This is a genomic window from Micromonospora sp. SL1-18 (assembly GCF_047921505.1).
Lineage (GTDB): Bacteria > Actinomycetota > Actinomycetes > Mycobacteriales > Micromonosporaceae > Micromonospora.
Genome location: NZ_JBLROA010000002.1, coordinates 95,416 through 114,638 on the forward strand (window position 1 = coordinate 95,416; position 19,223 = coordinate 114,638).

General features: G+C 71.0%; 19 protein-coding genes. 12 read left to right on the forward strand and 7 right to left on the reverse strand.

Annotation, left to right across the window (positions count from 1 at the left end; genetic code table 11):
- Positions 1-382 precede the first annotated feature (382 nt).
- Positions 383-643, forward strand: a complete 261-nt coding sequence (locus tag ACNAW0_RS01440; RefSeq protein WP_013284161.1) for a WhiB family transcriptional regulator — start codon at positions 383-385, stop codon at positions 641-643.
- A gap of 92 nt (positions 644-735) precedes the next feature.
- Here ACNAW0_RS01440 and ACNAW0_RS01445 read toward each other — a convergent pair whose 3' ends face one another.
- Positions 736-1,185, reverse strand: coding sequence for a metallopeptidase family protein (locus ACNAW0_RS01445; protein ID WP_088963879.1), 450 nt, complete (start codon positions 1,183-1,185; stop codon positions 736-738).
- Between the two features lie 154 nt (positions 1,186-1,339).
- Here ACNAW0_RS01445 and ACNAW0_RS01450 point away from each other — a divergent pair, with 154 nt between their 5' ends.
- Positions 1,340-1,711, forward strand: coding sequence for a DUF3499 domain-containing protein (locus ACNAW0_RS01450; protein ID WP_416285801.1), 372 nt, complete (start codon positions 1,340-1,342; stop codon positions 1,709-1,711).
- Between the two features lie 55 nt (positions 1,712-1,766).
- Here the strand turns inward: ACNAW0_RS01450 and ACNAW0_RS01455 are convergent, their stop codons facing one another.
- From ACNAW0_RS01455 to ACNAW0_RS01470, 4 genes are all read right to left on the reverse strand, one after another.
- Positions 1,767-3,143, reverse strand: a complete 1,377-nt coding sequence (locus ACNAW0_RS01455) for an NAD(P)/FAD-dependent oxidoreductase (RefSeq protein WP_416285802.1) — start codon at positions 3,141-3,143, stop codon at positions 1,767-1,769.
- Positions 3,143-3,901: a pyridoxamine 5'-phosphate oxidase family protein gene (locus tag ACNAW0_RS01460; RefSeq protein WP_416285803.1), complete on the reverse strand. Its 759-nt coding sequence runs from the start codon at positions 3,899-3,901 to the stop codon at positions 3,143-3,145. The genes ACNAW0_RS01455 and ACNAW0_RS01460 overlap by 1 nt, the downstream gene beginning before the upstream one ends.
- Positions 3,886-5,232 (reverse strand): aspartate aminotransferase family protein, encoded by a 1,347-nt coding sequence (locus tag ACNAW0_RS01465; RefSeq protein ID WP_416285804.1) that lies wholly within the window; start codon positions 5,230-5,232, stop codon positions 3,886-3,888. Before ACNAW0_RS01465 ends, ACNAW0_RS01460 begins: the two co-directional genes overlap by 16 nt.
- A 331-nt stretch (positions 5,233-5,563) precedes the next feature.
- Entirely contained in the window at positions 5,564-6,076 is a 513-nt protein-coding gene (locus ACNAW0_RS01470) for an Lrp/AsnC family transcriptional regulator (RefSeq protein ID WP_416285805.1), read from the reverse strand.
- 207 nt (positions 6,077-6,283) lie between these two features.
- On the opposite strand from ACNAW0_RS01470, the gene ACNAW0_RS01475 reads away from it, so the two are divergent.
- Genes ACNAW0_RS01475 through ACNAW0_RS01515 form a run of 9 tightly spaced genes read left to right on the forward strand, consistent with a single transcriptional unit; the run spans position 6,284 to position 14,770 of the window.
- Complete coding sequence (locus ACNAW0_RS01475; protein WP_416285806.1) at positions 6,284-7,462, forward strand: ABC transporter substrate-binding protein; 1,179 nt, start codon at positions 6,284-6,286, stop codon at positions 7,460-7,462.
- Between the two features lie 5 nt (positions 7,463-7,467).
- Complete coding sequence (locus tag ACNAW0_RS01480) at positions 7,468-8,622, forward strand: ABC transporter ATP-binding protein (protein WP_416285862.1); 1,155 nt, start codon at positions 7,468-7,470, stop codon at positions 8,620-8,622.
- Entirely contained in the window at positions 8,619-9,527 is a 909-nt protein-coding gene (locus ACNAW0_RS01485; protein WP_416285807.1) for an ABC transporter permease, read from the forward strand. Before ACNAW0_RS01480 ends, ACNAW0_RS01485 begins: the two co-directional genes overlap by 4 nt.
- Positions 9,528-9,585: 58 nt before the next feature.
- The gene (locus tag ACNAW0_RS01490; RefSeq protein WP_416285808.1) at positions 9,586-10,422 is read left to right on the forward strand and encodes an ABC transporter permease; all 837 of its coding nucleotides are present in this window, start codon (positions 9,586-9,588) and stop codon (positions 10,420-10,422) included.
- Complete coding sequence (locus tag ACNAW0_RS01495) at positions 10,419-11,840, forward strand: NAD(P)/FAD-dependent oxidoreductase (protein WP_416285809.1); 1,422 nt, start codon at positions 10,419-10,421, stop codon at positions 11,838-11,840. The genes ACNAW0_RS01490 and ACNAW0_RS01495 overlap by 4 nt, the downstream gene beginning before the upstream one ends.
- Complete coding sequence (locus tag ACNAW0_RS01500) at positions 11,840-13,042, forward strand: saccharopine dehydrogenase family protein (protein WP_416285810.1); 1,203 nt, start codon at positions 11,840-11,842, stop codon at positions 13,040-13,042. Before ACNAW0_RS01495 ends, ACNAW0_RS01500 begins: the two co-directional genes overlap by 1 nt.
- Positions 13,039-14,052: an agmatinase gene (speB, locus tag ACNAW0_RS01505; protein WP_416285811.1), complete on the forward strand. Its 1,014-nt coding sequence runs from the start codon at positions 13,039-13,041 to the stop codon at positions 14,050-14,052. Before ACNAW0_RS01500 ends, speB begins: the two co-directional genes overlap by 4 nt.
- A gap of 32 nt (positions 14,053-14,084) precedes the next feature.
- Positions 14,085-14,462, forward strand: a complete 378-nt coding sequence (locus tag ACNAW0_RS01510) for a type II toxin-antitoxin system RelE/ParE family toxin (protein ID WP_416285812.1) — start codon at positions 14,085-14,087, stop codon at positions 14,460-14,462.
- Positions 14,459-14,770: a helix-turn-helix domain-containing protein gene (locus ACNAW0_RS01515; RefSeq protein ID WP_416285813.1), complete on the forward strand. Its 312-nt coding sequence runs from the start codon at positions 14,459-14,461 to the stop codon at positions 14,768-14,770. The genes ACNAW0_RS01510 and ACNAW0_RS01515 overlap by 4 nt, the downstream gene beginning before the upstream one ends.
- 155 nt (positions 14,771-14,925) lie before the next feature.
- On the opposite strand, the gene gabT is transcribed toward ACNAW0_RS01515, so the two are convergent.
- Positions 14,926-16,197: a 4-aminobutyrate--2-oxoglutarate transaminase gene (gene gabT, locus ACNAW0_RS01520; RefSeq protein WP_416285814.1), complete on the reverse strand. Its 1,272-nt coding sequence runs from the start codon at positions 16,195-16,197 to the stop codon at positions 14,926-14,928.
- Between the two features lie 5 nt (positions 16,198-16,202).
- A complete protein-coding gene (locus tag ACNAW0_RS01525; protein WP_416285815.1) occupies positions 16,203-17,639 on the reverse strand; it encodes a gamma-aminobutyraldehyde dehydrogenase in 1,437 nt (478 codons plus the stop codon).
- A 141-nt stretch (positions 17,640-17,780) separates the two neighbouring features.
- Between ACNAW0_RS01525 and ACNAW0_RS01530 the strand changes: the two genes are divergently transcribed.
- Complete coding sequence (locus ACNAW0_RS01530) at positions 17,781-19,220, forward strand: aldehyde dehydrogenase family protein (protein WP_416285816.1); 1,440 nt, start codon at positions 17,781-17,783, stop codon at positions 19,218-19,220.
- Positions 19,221-19,223: the final 3 nt, after the last annotated feature.

Sequence of the window (19,223 nt, forward strand, 5' to 3'; positions counted from 1 at the left end):
GCGCGTTAACCTTTCCCCCACCACAATGCTGATCTTGGACGGTGTCGCGACGGCCGCCCGGGTACGGCCCACCGGAGCCTCCACCGGGGGGCCGCCGGCGGTGTCCGCGCGGGTGCGCCACGGCAGAAAAGTCGGGCAACTCGCCGGAAGGAGCGTTACCCGTCCGGGGTCTGAATCGATAGGGCAGGTTGCGAGGCTCGGAACGTGTCGGGAGGGCGACTCCATTATCAAGTTTGGCTTGACGACGCATGTATTACACGCGTGTAATTTGAATGGGGTTGTTCGCTCGGAACGCAACAAATTGTGACCGGACGGACAAGCACGCCTTTCGCGTGGGGGGTTGCAGCGGCGATGACGCCGGTGCGCGACAAGGAGGCAATTGATGGACGGCCAGCTCGAAGTGGCCGACCTGCTCGGAAACGCGCCGGAGTGGCAGGAGCGGGCACTCTGCTCGCAGACCGACCCGGAGGCGTTTTTTCCCGAGAAGGGCGGCTCGACGCGCGAGGCGAAGCGGATCTGCTCGCGGTGTGAAGTCAAGACGGAGTGTCTGGAATACGCCCTCGGGCACGACGAGCGGTTCGGAATCTGGGGTGGGCTCTCCGAGCGGGAGCGGCGCAAGCTGAAGCGGCGGGTCGCCGCCTGACGCGTACCGGGCCGGGGCGGTGGGGGCCGCCCGGGGCTCGGGCCGGCAGCCCGGCCGGCGGGGGCCGGCCGGGACCGGCGACGGCGGCCGGCTCAGGCCAGCTCGTCGGGATCGACCCCGAGCAGGTTCGCCACCTGCTCGATGATCACGTCGTGCACGAGATCCGCGAGATCCTCGCGGTCCATGGCACGGAACTCCAGCGGCCGCCGGTAGAGCACGATCCGCGGTGGCACCTCCTGCCGGCCCGGGCGCCCCGGCAACAGCCGGGCGAGCGGCACCTCACCGTCCTCCAGCACGTCCGAGTCGTAGACGTTCAGGTCCGGTGGGACGTCCTCGACGGCGAACTCGACGCCCGCCAGCTCCTTGGCGAAGCGCCGTTCGAGGGTCTCGACCGTGTCCAGCACCAGGTCGTCGAAGACCTCGGCCTTGGTCCGGGCCAGCGGTACCGTGGCCGGCACCAACCGCCCCCGCAGCCCCCGCCCGTGGCGGTCGCGATGGGTGCGCCGGCCGGAGCCGGGGCGGCGGTGTTCCGGGCTCGTCATGACGCACAGGGTAGTCCCCGTCACCCGGCCGCCCGCCGTTGCGCCGCTGGTGCGGCGCGCCAGTGATCCGATCGGACGAATTGTGATCACCAAGACGGGCGTGTCGCAACGCGAAGCGGTGCGCCGAACCCGGTATTGGAGATACCCTGCCGCCGTGAGGTCACCACGGCGCTGCTCCCGTAACGGCTGCCCCCGGCAAGCGGTCGCCACATTGACCTATGTCTACAACGAGTCCACGGCTGTGGTGGGTCCGCTGGCGGCTTTCGCCGAGCCGCACACGTACGACCTCTGCGAGCCGCACGCCCGCAGCCTGACCGCGCCGCGCGGCTGGGACGTGGTGCGGCACGAGGGCGAGTTCGAGCCGCCGCCGCCCACCACCGACGACCTGGTGGCCCTGGCCGAGGCGGTCCGCGAGGCCGCCCGCCCCGCACCGCCCCGCCCCCCGGAGGACGGCCAGGTAGCCCCTCAGCACCCCCAGCAGACCGGCCGCCGAGGCCACCTCCGCGTAATCCCCCCCACCCACTGACCCCACCCCTGCTCCCCTTGACCAACACCGCTGGGGAGGGCCGGGTGGAGGGCGGTCAGTGGCCGAGGAGGCGGGAGAAGGCGGCGGCGCGGCGGGAGGGGCGACCGGTGCGGAGCTCGGCCTCGTCGGCGGAGAACATGATCCTCAGGCCGGCGTTCACGGCCAGCCAGCGCAGCGGCTCGGGCTCCCACCGGGGGGAGCGGTGGTTGACCCAGGGGAGCGCGGTCAGGTCGCTCGCCTCGCCCCGGATCAGGTCGGCCAGCGTACGGCCAGCCAGGTTGCTGCTGCCGACGCCGTCGCCGACGTAGCCGCCGGCCCAGCCGAGACCGGTCGTCCGGTCCAGCCCCACCGAGGCGGTCCAGTCGCGGGCCACGCCGAGCGGACCGCCCCAGGTGTGGCTCACCGGCACCTCCGACCCGAGCGCCGGGAACAGTTCACCGAGCACGCGCCGCAGCGCGGCGAAGACCCGAGGTTCCCGGTCGTAGTCGGGGCGGACCCGGGAGCCGAAGTGGTAGGGCGCGCCCCGGCCGCCGAAGGCGAGGCGACCGTCGGCGGTGCGCTGGCCGTAGATGATGACGTGCCGGTAGTCGGAGAACGTCTCCCGCTCGGCCAGCCCGATCTTCGCCCAGGTCGCCTCGGGCAGCGGCTCGGTGGCGACCATGAGCGAGTAGACCGGCGCGACGGTGCGCCGCTGGCCGGGCAGCGCGGAGGTGAAGCCCTCCGTCGCCCGGACCACCACCGGGGCGCGGACCACCCCGGCGGGGGTTACCGCAGTCCCAGGGCGCACTGCCGTGACCGGGGTCCGCTCGAAGATCCGTACGCCCCGGCGTTCCACCGCCCCGGCGAGCCCGCGGACCAGCTTCGCCGGGTGCACCGCGGCGCAGTGCGGGGTGTACGTGGCACCGCGTACCCCCTCGGCGTGGCAGCGGGCGGCGGCCTCGGCGGCGTCCAGCAGCACCAGGTCCTCGTCCGCCAGGCCGTACTCCCGGGCCTCGGCCACGGCGGCCCGGGCCCGGCCGAGCTGGACGTCGCTACGGGCCAGCACCACCGTCCCGCCGGGCCGCCAGTCGCAGTCGATCCCCTCGGCGGCGATCACGCGGCCCACCTCGCGGACGGTGTCGTGCATGGCCCGCTGCATGTCCAGGGCCCGGTCCCGGCCGTGTCGCCGGGTCAGCGCGGGCAGCGAGGTGGGGAGCAGCGCCGAGCACCAGCCGCCGTTGCGGCCGGACGCGCCATACCCGGCGATCTCCTTCTCCAGTACGACGATCCGCAACGACGGGTCGGCCACCGCCAGGTAGTACGCCGTCCACAGGCCGGTGTAGCCGGCGCCGACGATCGCCACGTCCGCGTCGGTGTCGCCGGCCAGCCCGGGGCGCGGCGTGAGTGGCTCGTCCACGCTGGACAGCCAGTACGACAGGTCCTGGTAGCGCATCACCACTCCGGTGGGGGAAGGTCGTGACGCAGCCGCGGATCGGGCTGCGGGATGCCGTAGTGTTCCACGACCGGCACCACGCCGGCCCAGACCGGCCGGTCGAGGTCGTCCTCGGGGTCGTCGGGCGGCCCGGCGCTGATCTTCACCGAGCAATCGACCAGCGGCAGGGCGAGTACCAGCGTGGCGGCCAGTTCCTTCGGCGAGGGCGGCCGGATCTGCGCCCAGCGTGCGGGCAGCAGGTGCTCGGAGAGCCGTTCCAGGGCGGCCAGCTTCTCGTCGCCGTGCAGCACGGCGAGGCTCCCGAGGACCATGGCACACCGGTAGTTCATCGAGGACTCGAAGGCGCTGCGGGCCAGCACGAGACCGTCGAGCAGGGTGACGGTCAGGCAGGCCGGGGCGCCGGCGGCGAGGTGGCGGAAGAGGCGGCTGCCGGTGGAGCCGTGCACCAGCACCCGCTCCCCGTCCCGGGCGTACGCGACGGGCAGCGCGTACGGCTGGACGCCGTCGGCGATGGCGAGATGGGCGACCCGGCCGGCGTCGAGGACGGCGTGCAGGGCCGCCCGGTCGTGGACGGCGAGGTCGGGCAGCCGGCGTACCCGGGTCCGGTCGGTGCCGCCGATGTCCGCGACACCGTCGGCGCTGCCGGCCCGGTGGCCACCGTCCTGGCCGGCGGCCGGGGCGACGGGTCGGGGTCGGTCCTCGCCGTCGCGAGTCCCGGCCCCGCCCGAACCTGAGCCGCCGCTCAGAGTCGTGCCCATGCCTCGGTCAGCACGGCACGCAGGATCTGCTCGATCTCGTCGAACTGCTGCTGATCGGCGATCAGCGGCGGGGCGAGCTGCACGACAGGGTCGCCCCGGTCGTCGGCGCGGCAGTAGAGCCCGGACTGGAAGAGCGCGGTGGAGAGGTAACCGCGCAGCAGCCGCTCCGACTCGGCCTCGTCGAAGGTCTCCCGGGTCGTCTTGTCCTTGACCAGCTCGATGCCGTAGAAGTAGCCGTCGCCCCGGACGTCGCCGACGATCGGCAGGTCGTTGAGCTTCTCCAGGGTGGACCGGAACGCCGCCTCGTTGGCCCGGACGTGCCCGACCAGGTCCTCGCGGGCGAAGACCTCCAGGTTGGCCAGGGCCACCGCGCAGGAGACCGGGTGGCCGCCGAACGTCACCCCGTGGGCGAACATGCCGGTCTCGGTGAGGAACGGCTCCATCAGCCGCTCGCTGGCGATCATCGCGCCGAGCGGGGCGTACCCGGAGGTGATGCCCTTGGCGGTGGTGATGATGTCGGGCTGGTAGCCGTACCGGGCGGCGCCGAAGTACTCGCCGAGCCGGCCCCACGAGCAGATCACCTCGTCAGAGACGAGCAGCACGTCGTACGCGTCGCAGATCTCCCGGACCCGCTGGAAGTAGCCGGGCGGCGGCGGGAAGCAGCCGCCGGAGTTCTGCACCGGCTCCAGGAAGACCGCGGCGACGGTGTCCGGCCCCTCCCGCTCGATGGCGCGGCCGATCTCCTCGGCGGCCCAGCGGCCGAACGCCTCCGGGTCGTCGCCGTGCTCCGGGGCCCGGTAGAAGTTGGTGTTCGGCACCTTGATGCCGCCCGGCACCAGCGGCTCGAAGTCGCTCTTGATGCCGGGCAGGCCGGTGATCGACAGCGCGCCCATCGAGGTGCCGTGGTAGGCGATGTAGCGGCTGACCACCTTGTGCTTGTTCGGTTGGCCGGTGTGCTTGAAGTAGGCCCGGGCCAGCTTCCACGCCGCCTCGACGGCCTCCGAGCCGCCGGTGGTGAAGAAGACCCGGTTCAGGTCGCCGGGGGTCAGCGAGGCGACCTTCTCGGCCAGTTCGACGGCCTTCGGGTGGGCGTACGACCACAGCGGGAAGTAGGCCAGCTCGGCGGCCTGCTTGGCGGCCGCCTCGGCGAGTTCGGACCGGCCGTGGCCGGCGTTGACGACGAAGAGCCCGGCGAGTCCGTCCAGGTAGCGGCGGCCCTGCGAGTCCCAGACGTACGCGCCTTCGCCGCGCACGATCGTCGGTACCTCGCCTGCGGAGTAGCTGGCCATCCGGGTGAAGTGCATCCAGAGGTGGTCGGTTGCGTTGGCCATGTCAGCCCCATCGGGTTTCGGGCCGGTCAGGGGTTACACCGGCCGCTCTGCCCACGGTTATGCCACAGCCAGTGCTGATAACGCAAGTCCTTGCCGCCTGAGACAACGGATTCAGCGAACAGAGTTTGCAACCGCAACGGATTCCGCAGAGCCCTCGTCGGGGTGGCTGTGGTGGTTCGGACCCTTGCCCGGCCCTGCCCTGCCCGCCTGGCGGCTGGGCCGTGCGCGAGATGCGGCAAGTCGTGCTGTTGGACGTCGGGGAGACCATAGGTTGCCGCACGCCGTGTTGATCATGGCCGCCTGGCCCGTGGCCAGCCGGCTCCAGTGGCCGTCAGGCCGTGCCCCAGCTGTAGGTCTGCTTGCGCAGCTTGAGGTAGACGAACGCCTCGGTCGCCAGCACGCCGGGGACGGCGCGCAGCTTCTGGAGGATCTCCAGCAGGTGCTCGTCGTTGCGGCAGACCACCTCGGCCAGGAGGTCGAACGAGCCAGCCGTGATCACCACGTAGTCGATCTCCTCCAGATCGGCGAGTCGGTCGGCCACGGCCTCCAGGTCCCCGTCGGTACGCAGGCCGATCATGGCCTGGCGGGGGAAGCCGAGCTGGAGCGGATCGGTCACCGCGACGATCTGCATGACTCCGGCGTCGAGCAGCCGCTGCACCCGCTGCCGGACCGCCGCCTCCGACAGGCCGACCGCCTTGCCGATGGTCGCGTACGGGCGCCGGCCGTCCTCCTGGAGCTGTTCGATGATCTGCTTGGCGACGTCATCGAGCAGTATGTGACTGGCACCTTCACGCACGGTGACGCGGCGCGCACCGTTGCTGTGCTCAATCTGCCGGTTGGCCATCGTGCGCTCCCCATGTCCGAATGCCTCGCGCTGAGCGTAGTGCCCGCCGCAGTCTGGCGTATTTCGTGGTCCATGGCTATTCCCGCAACGGAATCCCTTGTAAGGGAGGTCACCTCATGTCAGGATCAGTCGTCCATCGCCATTGACCCTCCCGTTGGCGCGCCCCCTTGTCGCGCCGCCGACGATGCCCCCCATAGGAGTCGTCACATGCGTAGTCCCCTTCGGCCCCTCACCCGGCGTGGTCTGCTCACCGGCACCCTCGGCTCGGCCGCGCTGCTCGCCACGGCGGGTGCCCTCGGCGGCTGCGGCACCAAGGGCGCTCAGCAGACCAACTGCAAGAGCGATGACCTGTCCGCCACGGAGAAGAAGCTGGCCTTCTCGAATTGGCCGCAATACATCGACCTCGACGAGAAGGACGAGTCGAAGCGGCCCACCATCGACGACTTCATCGCCAGGACCGGCATCCAGGTCACCTACAACGAGGACATCAACGACAACAACGAGTTCTTCGGCAAGGTGCAGAACCAGCTCGCCGCCTGCCAGCCGACCGGGCGAGACCTCATGGTCCTCACCGACTGGATGGCGGCTCGGATGGTCCGCCTCGGCTGGCTCCAGAAGCTGGACAAGTCGAAGCTGCCCAACGTCGAGGCCAACCTCCTGCCCACGCTGCGCAACGTGTCCTTCGACTCGGAACGCCAGTTCTCCGCCCCGTGGCAGTCCGGCCTCTCCTCGCTCGCGTACAACGCCAAGGTGACCAAGGAGATCCGGACGGTCGACGAGCTGCTCAAACGGTCGGACCTCAAGGGCAAGGTGACCGCGCTGTCCGAGATGCGGGACACCATGGGCCTGCTGCTCCAGTCCAACGGCTCCGACCCCTCGAACTTCACCACCGCCCAGTTCGACGACGCGCTGGCCAAGCTGGAGCGGGCCGTCAACTCTGGGCAGATCCGCAAGTTCACCGGCAACGACTACTCGCAGGACCTCAACAAGGGTGACATCGCCGCCTGCATCTGCTGGTCCGGCGACGTGATCCAGCTCGGCTTCAACAACAAGGACATCAAGTTCGTGATGCCCGAGTCCGGCGCGATGCTCTGGTCGGACAACATGCTGGTGCCGAACAAGGCCACCCACAAGGCGAACGCCGAAAAGCTGATCAACTACTACTACGAGCCGGCGGTGGCCGCGAAGATGGCCGCCTACGTCAACTACATGTGCCCGGTGAAGGGCGCGCAGGCCGAGATGGAGAAGATCGATCCGGACCTGGCCAAGAACCCGCTCATCTTCCCCGACGAGGACATGCTGTCGAAGACCAAGGGCTTCATGGCCCTGACCGAGAAACAGGAACGGGAGTACGAGGCCAAGTTCCAGAAGGTCATCGGGGCGTGAGGACGATGGGACACGAGACACCGGCCGGCGATCTGCGTCTGGCCAACCTGACCAAGCGGTTCGGCGTGTTCACCGCGGTGGACGACCTCAGCCTGACCATCCCGCAGGGCTCGTTCTTCGCCCTGCTCGGGGCGTCGGGCTGCGGTAAGACCACCACGCTGCGGATGATCGCTGGGCTGGAGGAGCCGACCAGCGGGCAGGTGCTGCTCGGTGACCGGGACATCGCCGGGCTGCGGCCGTACAAGCGGCCGGTGAACACCGTGTTCCAGAGCTATGCGCTCTTCCCGCACCTCGACATCCACGAGAACGTGGCGTTCGGGCTGCGGCGGCGCGGCATCCGCAAGGTCACCGAGCAGGTCGAGCAGATGCTCGCGCTGGTGCAGCTCGAAGGGTACGGCCGCCGCAAGCCCGCCCAGCTCTCCGGCGGCCAGCAGCAGCGGGTCGCGCTGGCCCGCGCGCTGATCAATCACCCGCAGGTGCTGCTGCTGGACGAGCCGCTCGGTGCGCTCGACCTCAAGCTGCGCCGGCAGATGCAGATCGAGCTGAAGCGGATCCAGACCGAGGTCGGCATCACCTTCGTGCACGTCACCCACGACCAGGAGGAGGCCATGACCATGGCCGACACGGTCGCGGTGATGAACGCCGGCCGGATCGAGCAGCTCGGCGCCCCCGCCGAGCTCTACGAGTACCCGGCGACCGCGTTCGTGGCGAACTTCCTCGGCCAGTCCAACCTGCTCGCCGGCGAGGCCGCCGGGGCCAGCGGGGACGACGTGCTGGTCACCGCGCACGGTACGCGCTTCTCGGTGCCCGCCGCGCGGGCCCGCGTCGAGCGGGGGCCGGGCTTCCTCGGGGTACGCCCCGAGAAGCTGCACCTGGTCGCCCGCCCGGACGAGGTGCCCGCCGGACACCAGCACATCGGCGGCGTGGTGACCGACGCCTCCTACGTCGGGGTGAGCACGCAGTACCTGGTGAAGACGCCGTGGGGCAGCGAGCTGTCCGCCTTTTCGGCCAACAGCGGCCTCGGCGGCCAGGTGCCGGTCGGCGCCACGGTGGTGGCGCACTGGGACCCGCGGCACGCGTTCCTGCTGCCCCGCGAGTCCGGTGAGGACGACCAGACCACTCCGCTGTTCGACCAGCCGGCGGTGGGTGTCGGATCATGAGCGCGTTGGCTCACGTACCGACCTCGTCGGGGCCGGTAGCCCCGCCGGCGGCTCGGCGAGGGCGTTCCCGGCTGCTGCCGTACCTGCTGCTGCTGCCCGGCGCGGCCTGGCTGTTGATCTTCTTCGCCCTGCCGCTGCTCCAGCTGGCCGCGGCCAGCCTGTACGACCCGAGCGGATCCCTCTCCACCGGGTACGCGATGACCTGGGCCGTCGGCAACTACCCGGAGGCGTTGCAGGCGTACTGGCCGCAGTTCGTCCGGTCGTTCGCCTACTCGGCGATCGCGCTGGTGCTGGCCCTGCTGATGGGCTACCCGCTGGCGTACGCGATCGCGCAGAAGGCCGGCCGCTGGAAGAACCTGCTGCTGGTCGCGGTGGTCGCGCCGATGTTCACCAGCTTCCTGGTCCGTACGCTGGCCTGGAAAACCATCCTGTCGGACAACGGCTGGGTGGTCGCGCTGCTGCGCGACGTGCACCTGCTCGGGCCGGACGGCCGGCTGCTGGCCACCCCGGCCGCGGTGGTGCTCGGCCTGACGTACAACTTCCTGCCCTTCCTGGTGCTGCCGCTCTACGCGAACCTGGAGCGGCTCGACCCCCGGCTGCTGGAGGCGGCGAGCGACCTGTACGCGAGCCCGCTGCGGGCGTTCCGGAAGGTCACCCTGCCGCTGTCTATGCCCGGGCTGATCGCCGGCACGCTGCTCTTCTTCATCCCGGCCACCGGTGACTACATCAACGCCCAGCTACTCGGCACCCCGAACCAATACATGATCGGCAACGTCATCGACTCGGCGTTCCTGGTCCGGCTGGACTACCCGCAGGGCGCGGCCCTGTCGTTCCTGCTGATGGCGGCGATCCTCGCGATCGTCTTCGTCTACCTGCGCAAGGCCGGCACGGAGGAGGTCCTCTGATGAGCGCGAGGAGTGCAGCGCAGCGGAGCCCCGCAGTCGCGAATGAAGGTGAGTTCTGATGCGCCGCTGGATCGCCGACCGCTGGGTGATGGGCGTCGCCCTGCTGGTCCTCGGCTACCTGTCGCTGCCGATCCTGGTGGTCGCCGGGCTCTCCTTCAACCGGCCGGCGGGCCGGCTGTCCTACGACTTCAACGAGTTCACCCTGGACAACTGGAAGCAGCCCTGCGCCACCTCTGACATGTGCGACGCGGTGGGCCGAAGCATGCTGATCGGCCTGATCGCCACGGTGGTCGCCACCATCCTCGGCACGCTGATGGCGTTCGCCCTGGTCCGGCACGGCTTCAAGGGCCGGGCCGGGATCAACGGCCTGATCTTCCTGCCGATGGCCACCCCGGAGTTGGTGATGGGCACCTCGCTGCTCGCCCTCTTCGTGGCCGCCGGGGTGCCGCAGGGCTTCTGGACCATCGTCATCGCGCACGTGATGTTCTGCGTGTCGTTCGTGGTGGTGACCGTGAAGGCCCGGCTCGCCGGCATGGACCGGCGGCTGGAAGAGGCCGCCATGGACCTGTACGCCAGCGAGTGGCAGACCTTCCGGCGGATCACCCTGCCCCTGGTGCTGCCCGGCATCGTGGCCGCCGCGCTGCTCTCCTTCTCGCTCAGCTTCGACGACTTCATCATCACGAACTTCAACGCCGGCACCACCGTCACCTTCCCGATGTTCGTCTGGGGCGCCGCCCAGCGGGGCATCCCGCCGCAGGTCAACGTCATCGGCACGGCGATGTTCGTGATCGCGCTGCTGCTGGTGGGGGCCAGTTCGCTGCAGGGCCGGCGGGCCCGACGCGCCGCCCTCGCGGCCACCGCCGCACCCAGGCAGACGGCAAAGAGCGGATCGTGAAACTCCCGCATACCGGCCGGGCGCTGGCGGACGCCGCGCCCGTCCCGTACTGGCTGGACCGACCGGAACGCCCCGACCCGCTGCCGCCGCTGGCCGGTACGCACGACGCCGACCTGCTGGTGGTCGGCGGCGGGTACGCCGGGCTGTGGACCGCCCTGCTCGCCAAGGAGGCCGAGCCGGACCGGGACGTGCTCCTGGTCGAGGCGGGCACCTGCGGCTGGGCGGCGTCGGGGCGCAACGGCGGGTTCTGTGCCGCCTCGCTCACCCACGGCCTGGCCAACGGCGTCGACCGGTTCCCCGGCGAGATCGACGAGCTGGAACGGCTCGGCCGGGAGAACCTGGACGCCATCGCCGACACGGTCGACCGGTACGGCATCGACTGCGACTTCGAGCGGACCGGCGAGCTGGCGGTGGCCGTCGAGCCGTACCAGCTCGCCGGGCTCGCCGAGGACGCCGAACTGGCCCGCCGGTACGGCCACGACGTCCGCCTGCTCGACCGGGACGAGGTACGCGCCGAGGTGGACTCGCCGACGTACCTCGGCGGGATGTGGGACAGGGACCGGGTGGCCATGCTCGACCCGGCGAAGCTCGCCTGGGGGCTGCGCCGCGCCTGCCTCGACCTGGGCGTACGCCTGCACGAGCACACCCGGGTCACCGGACTGCGCTCCGACGGCGACGCGCTGCGCGCGGCGACGGCCGGCGGCCCGGACGGGGCGCCCGGCGCGATCCGGGCCCGGCGGGTGGTGCTCGCCACCAACGCGTTCCCCCCGCTGCTTCGCCGGCTGCGCGCCTGGCTGGTGCCGGTCTACGACTACGCGCTGATGACCGAGCCGTTGCCGGAGGCGCAGCGCAAGGCGATCGGCTGGGCGAACCGGCAGGGGCTGGCCGATGTCGGCAACCAGTTCCACTACTACCGGATCACCGCCGACGGCCGGATTCTCTTCGGCGGCTACGACGCCGTCTACCACTACGGCAACCGGATGGCCCCAGAGCTGGAGCAGCGGGCGGCCACCTTCACCGCCCTGGCTCAGCACTTCTTCACCACGTTTCCCCAGCTGGATGGTCTCCGGTTCAGTCACCGCTGGGGCGGCGTCATCGACACCTGCACCCGCTTCTGCCCGTTCTTCGGCACCGCCTACGAGGGACGGCTGGCGTACGCGGCCGGGTTCACCGGGCTCGGCGTGGGGGCGACCCGGTTCGGTGCCCGGGTGATGCTCGACCTGCTCGGCGGCGAGGAGACCCCGCTGACCCGGCTCGATCTGGTCCGCAGCAAGCCGCTGCCGTTCCCGCCGGAGCCGTTCCGGGCCACCGGCATCAATCTCACCCGCTGGTCGCTGGCCAACGCTGACAAGCGCGAGGGGCGGCGCAACCTGTGGCTCCGTACGCTCGATCGTCTTGGTTTGGGGTTCGATTCCTGATGCGTATCCTGCTCGTCGGCGCGGGCGGCGTCGGCTCCGCCGCCGTCGCCATCGCCGCCCGCCGTTCCTTCTTCGAGACCATGGTGGTCGCCGACCACGACCTCGGTCGCGCCGAGCGGGCGGTCGCCGGCCACGGCGACCGGTTCGTCGCCACCCAGCTTGACGCCTCCTCGGCCGAGGCGGTCACCGCGCTCTGCCGGGAGCACCGGATCACCCACGTCCTCAACGCGGTCGACCCGCGCTTCGTCATGCCGATCTTCGACGGCGCGTTTGCCGCCGGGGCCGACTACCTGGACATGGCGATGTCGCTCTCCCACCCGCACCCGACCGCACCCTACGCCGAGACCGGCGTGAAACTCGGCGACGACCAGTTCGCCGTGGCCTCCGCCTGGGCGGCGGCCGGACGGCTCGCGCTCTGCGGCATCGGCGTCGAGCCGGGCCTGTCCGACGTCTTCGCCCGCTACGCCGCCGACGAGCTGTTCACCGAGATCGACGAGATCGGCGTACGCGACGGCGCCAACCTCACCGTCGACGGCTACGACTTTGCGCCGTCGTTCTCCATCTGGACCACCATCGAGGAGTGCCTGAACCCGCCGGTGATCTGGGAGGCCGAGCGGGGCTGGTACACCACCCCGCCGTTCTCCGAGCCGGAGATCTTCGAGTTCCCCGAGGGGATCGGCCCGGTCGAGTGCGTCAACGTGGAGCACGAGGAGGTGCTGCTCATCCCGCGCTGGGTCAAGGCCAGGCGGGTCACCTTCAAGTACGGCCTCGGCGACGAGTTCATCGAGGTGCTGAAAACCCTGTACAAGCTGGGCCTCGACGCTGTTTCCCCGGTGCGGGTGCGCGGCGTGGAGGTCTCCCCGCGCGACGTCGTGGCCGCCTGCCTGCCCGACCCGGCCACCCTCGGTGACCGGATGCGCGGCAAGACCTGCGCCGGCACGTACGTGACCGGCACCGGGGTCGACGGCCGGCCGCGGCAGGTCTACATCTACCACGTGGTCGACAACGAGTGGTCGATGCGGGAGTACGGCCACCAGGCGGTGGTCTGGCAGACCGCGGTCAACCCGATCGTCGCGCTGGAGTTGCTGGCCACCGGCGCCTGGTCCGGCACCGGCGTGATCGGCCCGGAGGCGCTGCCCCCGAGGCCCTTCCTCGACCTGCTGACCGGCTACGGCTCACCATGGGGAATGGAGGAGCGTTGACCCGCTACGGCCCGATGTTCGGCCCCGACGTGACGTTCCTCGGGGTGCCCCCGTGCACCCTCGAGGAGCCGGCCACCTACACGGACGCGGACGTGGTGATCGTCGGTGCGCCCTTCGACGGCGGCACCTCGCACCGGCCGGGCACCCGGTTCGGCCCGTCCGCCATCCGCCAGGCCTGCTACCTGCCGCACGACGGCTCCCGCCCGTCGCTGGCGCTGCGCGTGGACGGCCTGCAGGACCTTCGGGTCTACGACGCGGGCGACGTGGAGATGTTCTCCGGCGACATCGAGCGGTCGCTGGCTGCCCTGGAGACCGCCGTGCACACGGTGGCCGCCGCCGGGGCGATCCCGATCGTGCTCGGCGGGGACCACTCCATCGCGCTGCCCGACGCCACCGGGGTGGCTCGCCACCACGGGCTCGGCCGGGTGTCGCTGGTGCACTTCGACGCGCACGCCGACACCGGGGACATCGAGTTCGGCTCGCTGCACGGCCACGGCCAGCCGATGCGCCGCCTCATCGAGTCCGGTGCGGTACGCGGCGACCGCTTCCTGCAGATCGGCCTGCGCGGCTACTGGCCGGGCCCGGAGACGTTGGCGTGGATGGCCGAGCAGCGGATGCGGTCGTACGAGATGACCGAGGTGGTGGCCCGCGGTCTGGATTCCTGTCTCTCGGAGGCGTTCGGGATCGCGGTGGACGAGTGCGAGGGGGTGTTCCTCTCCGTCGACGTGGACGTGGTGGACCCCGGCATGGCCCCCGGCACCGGCACCCCGGAGCCCGGCGGGCTCACCTCCCGGCAGCTGCTCGACGCCGTCCGCCGCTGCTGCTACGAGCTGCCCGTGGTCGGGGTCGACGTGGTCGAGGTCGCCCCGCCGTACGACCACGCCGACATCACCGCGTACCTGGGCAACCGGGTGGTGCTGGAGGCCCTGTCGGCGATCGCCCGCCGCCGCCGCGACGCCGCCGGCGGCCCGCCCTGGAACCCCCACCAACCCCTCCTCGACGCCCGCTGATCCATTTCCGTGGAGTTTAGTTCGAGCTATAGTTGACCAATGGGTGCTGCCGGGGGCGTCGGTCGGTCCGGGTCACCGGTGAGGTTCGCCAATGGCTTCGGGACCTGCGGCGCACCGACCCGGCGTCGTACGAGAGTGTCCGCGTCGCCGTGGACAAGGTGGCGGAGGTCGGGCCGGGACTGGGCCGCCCTCCATTGCGCGGCAGCAGCATCAGCAACCTGAAGGAGCTGAGGCCGCGGTCGTCGATCCGTGTCTTGTTCGTCTTCGATCCCTGGTCGCAGGCCGTGCTCCTCGTCGCGGGCAACAAGGCGGGGAACTGGACCCGTTGGTATCAGCAGAACATCCCGGTGGCGGAGGTTGCGTACAAGGTTTGGCTCGACAATGAGCGCGAGCGAAGTGGGGAGTCATGACAGAGTTTTACGACTGGGACGAGGTCCGCGCCGAGCTTGGCGGTGACGAATCGGCCTACGCGGAGGAGCGAGCTCGCACCGAGGCGTGGGTGAGTGCCTTCCACCTCGCCGAAGAGCGGAAGCGGCTGGGGCTCACCCAGCGGCAGGTCGCCGACCTCATGGGTGTGACGCCCGGCCGGGTGAGCCAGATCGAGAACGGCGACCTCGACGTCAACGAGGTGGCCACCTTGAGCCGGTACGCGCACGCCCTCGGGGCCAGGCTACGGATCATCTTTGACTATGGAGACGATCTTCGTCAGATCGCATGAGTCGCACCGGTGGATCTCGCCGAGCGGGACGCGCGGAAGGTGGTCCGCCGGAATCTGGTGAAACTGCTCGGGCTGAGCGGCGGCGGTGGAACACCATGGGTGCCCTGGGGAGGGACTGCACCCATGGTGTGCCACGAACACGGGCTGACCATCGGTCAGCCGAACGCCGCCTCCAGGATGTCCAGGCCGCGGGCCAGTTCGTCGTCGGAGATGACTAGCGGGGGCAGGAAGCGCAGCACGTTGCCGTACGTGCCGCAGGTGAGGGTGAGCAGGCCGGCGGCGTGGCAGGCCGCCGAGATCGCCGCCGTGGTGGCCGGGTCCGGGGTGAGGGTGCCGGGCTGCACGATCTCCACGGCGAGCATGGCACCGCGACCGCGTACCTCGGCGACGCGCGGGTCGCGGGCGGCGATCGCGCGCAGCCGGTCGACCATGGTCGCCCCGATCCGCCGGGCGGCGGCGGCCAGGTCCAGCTCGTGCATGGTCTCGATGGCCGCGAGGGCGGCGGCGCAGGCGATCGGGTTGCCGCCGTACGTGCCGCCGAGGCCACCCACGTGTACGGCGTCCATCAGCTCCGCCCGCCCGGTCACCGCGGCCAGCGGAAGCCCGCCGGCGATGCCCTTGGCCAGGGTGACCAGGTCCGGCTCGACGCCCTCGTGCTGGCAGGCGAACCAGTCCCCGGTCCGGCAGAAGCCGGTCTGGATCTCGTCGGCGACGAAGACCACCCCGGTGGATGTCGCCCACTCGCGCAGCGCCGGCAGGAAGCCTTCCGCGGGTACGACGAAACCGCCCTCGCCCTGGATCGGCTCGATCAGCAGCGCGGCCACGTTCTCCGCGCCGACCTGCTTCTCCACCATCTCGATCGCCCGGGCGGCGGCGGTCGCCCCGTCCAGCCCGCCGTCGCGCAGCGGGTACGACATCGGCACCCGGTAGACCTCGCCGGCGAACGGCCCGAACCGGTGCTTGTACGGCATGTTCTTCGCGGTCAGCGCCATGGTCAGGTTGGTCCGGCCGTGGTACGCGTGGTCGAAGACCACCACGGCCGGCCGCCCGGTGGCGTGCCGGGCGATCTTGACGGCGTTCTCCACCGCCTCGGCGCCCGAGTTGAACAGCGCCGTGCGCTTCTCGAAGCTGCCCGGGGTCAGCGCGTTGAGCTGCTCGCAGACCGTCACGTACGACTCGTACGGGGCGACCATGAAGCAGGTGTGGGTGAAGCGTTCGACCTGTGCCCGGACCGCCTCGACCACCTTCGGGGCGGAGTTGCCGACGTTGGTGACCGCGATGCCGGCGGCGAAGTCGATCCACTCCCGTCCGTCGACGTCGGTGATGGTGCCGCCGCCGGCCCGGTCCACGTACGCCGGGATGACGCTGCCGACGCCGCGGGCGACCGCCGCGCTGCGCCGCTTGTGCAGCTCGTCGGAAGAAGTCATGGTTGTCAGCCCTCGATGTTGTGCATGACGTGCTTGATCCGGGTGTAGTCCTCCAGGCTGTAGACCGAGAGGTCCTTGCCGTGGCCCGAGTGCTTGAAGCCGCCGTGCGGCATCTCGGAGATGAACGGGATGTGGGTGTTCACCCAGACGCAGCCGAAGTCGAGCCGACGGGTCATCCGCATCGCCCGGCCGTGGTCCCTGGTCCAGACCGAGGCGGACAGGCCGTAGTCCACGCCGTTGGCCCAGCGCACCGCCTCGTCCTCGTCGGAGAAGCGCTGCACGGTGATGACCGGACCGAACACCTCCTGCTGGATGACCTCGTCCTGCTGGCGCACTCCGCTGACCACGGTGGGGGCGTAGAAATAGCCGCGCTCGCCGAGCTGGGAGCCGCCCGTCTCGATGTTCGCGTGATCCGGCAGCCGGTCCACGAAGCCGCGTACCCGGGCAAGCTGGTTGGCGTTGTTCAGCGGGCCGTAGAGCACGTCCTCGTCGTCCGGTGCGCCGGTCTTCGTGTTGCGGGCCTGCTCGGCGAGGGCCGCGACGAAGTCGTCGTGGACGCCGGGGCCGGCGAGCACCCGGGTGGCGGCGGTGCAGTCCTGGCCCGCGTTGAAGTAGCCGCCCACCGCGATCGCCTCGGCCGCCGCCGCGATGTCCGCGTCGTCGAAGATGACCACCGGGGCCTTGCCGCCCAACTCCAGGTGGGTCCGCTTCAGGTCCGGGGCCGCCGCCGCGGCGACCTCCATGCCGGCCCGGGTCGAGCCGGTGATCGACACCAGCTGCGGGGTGGGGTGGGAGACGAGGGCACGGCCGGTGTCCCGGTCGCCGCAGACGACGTTGAAGACGCCCGGCGGGAAGAACTCGGACGCGATCTCGGCCAGCAGCAGCGTCGACACCGGCGTGGTGTCCGACGGCTTGAGCACCACCGCGTTGCCGGCCGCGAGGGCCGGGGCGATCTTCCAGACCGCCATCATGAGCGGGTAGTTCCACGGGGTGACCTGGGCGCACACGCCGACCGGCTCGCGCCGCACGTACGAGGTGTGGCCCGCCATGTACTCGCCGGCCGAACGGCCCTCCAGGAGGCGGGCGGCGCCGGCGAAGAAGCGGAACTCGTCCACGGCCGGCGGCAGTTCCTCGTCTGCGGTGAGCTGGCGGGGCTTGCCGGTGTTGCGCACCTCGGCGTCCACCAGATCGGCCGCCCGGGCCTCCACGGCGTCGGCGAACTTGAGCAGGGCCTTCTGCCGCTCGGCCGGGGTGGCGTCCCGCCACGTCTCGAACGCCGTGGCGGCGGCCTTCATCGCGGCGTCCACGTCCGCGGCTCCGGAGACCGGAGCCTGGGCGAAGACCTCGCCGGTGCACGGGTCGATCAGGTCGGCGTAGCCGCCGTCCACCGGGTCGACGTACTCGCCGTTGACGAAGTTGCGCAGCTGCTGCTGATCACTCATCAGAAGTCTCCGAGGGATGGCCGGGGGGAAGGTCTGCGGAGGTTATCGCAATCTGACTGCCATCTTGGCCACTGAATCCGTAACAGACAAGGGCTGAGGCAACTGTTTCCGCGAGGGCTTGCGTGGTCTACGCTGCCGGTCGTGGAGCCGAGAGCCTTCTTTGTCGCCGGCCGCCCCGTTCACGGCGAGGGCGAGCTGACCGTCACCCACCCGTACGACGGCCGGACTGTGGGGCGTACCACGCTCGCCACGGCCGACCAGGTTGAAGCCGCTGTCGCGGCAGCCGCCGGTGTGGCCGCGACGGCCGCGGCCCTGCCCGCGCACGTCCGCGCGGCGGCCCTGGACCACGTCTCCCGGCGGCTCGCCGAACGCGCCGACGAGGTCGCGGCCCTGATCACCGCCGAGAACGGCAAGCCGGTCAAGTGGGCGAAGGCCGAGGTGGGCCGGGCGGTCTCCACGTTCCGGTGGGGGGCCGAGGAGGCCCGGCGCTTCTCGGGCGAGCTGCAGCGGCTGGACACCGACCCGGCGGCGACCGGGCGGATCGCGCTGGTCCGGCGGGTGCCGAAGGGGCCGGTGCTGGGGATCGCACCGTTCAACTTCCCGCTCAACCTGGTCGCGCACAAGGTCGCCCCGGCCATCGCCGTCGGTGCGCCGATCATCGTCAAGCCGGCCCCGGCCACCCCGCTGTCCGCGCTGCTGCTCGGCGAGATCCTCGCCGAGACCGAGCTGCCCGAGGGGATGTTCTCGGTGCTGCCGCTGCCCAACGAGCGCGCCGCCGAACTGGTCGCCGACCCCCGGCTGCCGGTGGTGTCGTTCACCGGCTCCGGGCCGGTCGGCGCGGCCATCCGCCGGGCCGCGCCGGAGAAGCACGTCACCCTGGAACTGGGTGGCAACGCGGCGGCGGTGATCTGCGAAGACTGGTCGTCGGACGAGGACCTCACCTTCGCGGCGCACCGGATCGCCACCTTCTCCAACTACCAGGCCGGGCAGTCGTGCATCGCCGTGCAGCGGGTGTACGTGCACGAATGGCTCTACGACGGCTTCCTGCCCCGGCTCGTCGCCGCCGTGGAGGAACTGCGGACCGGGGACCCGACCTCGGAGCTGACCGACGTCGGCCCGCTGGTCTCCGTCGAAGCGGCCGAGCGGGTCGAGGCGTGGGTCGACGAGGCGGTCGCCGCCGGGGCCACCATCGAGGTCGGCGGACGCCGGGAGGGCGCCACCTACCCGCCGACCGTGCTGTCCGGGGTGCCGTCGTCCGCGAAGGTCTGCCAGGAGGAGGTTTTCGGGCCGGTGCTGGTGGTCGCCCGCGTCGAGAGCGACCAGGCCGCGTTCGCCACGGTCAACGACTCCGCGTACGGGTTGCAGGCGGGCGTCTTCACGCACAACCTGCAGACCGCCTTCCTCGCGTCCCGGACCCTCGAGGTCGGTGGGGTGATCGTCGGGGACGTGCCGTCGTACCGGGCCGACCAGATGCCGTACGGCGGGGTGAAGGGCTCCGGCGTCGGGCGGGAAGGACTGCGCAGCGCGATGGAGGACTACACCGAGCCGCGCGTCATGGTGCTGACCGGGCTGGCGCTGTAGCGT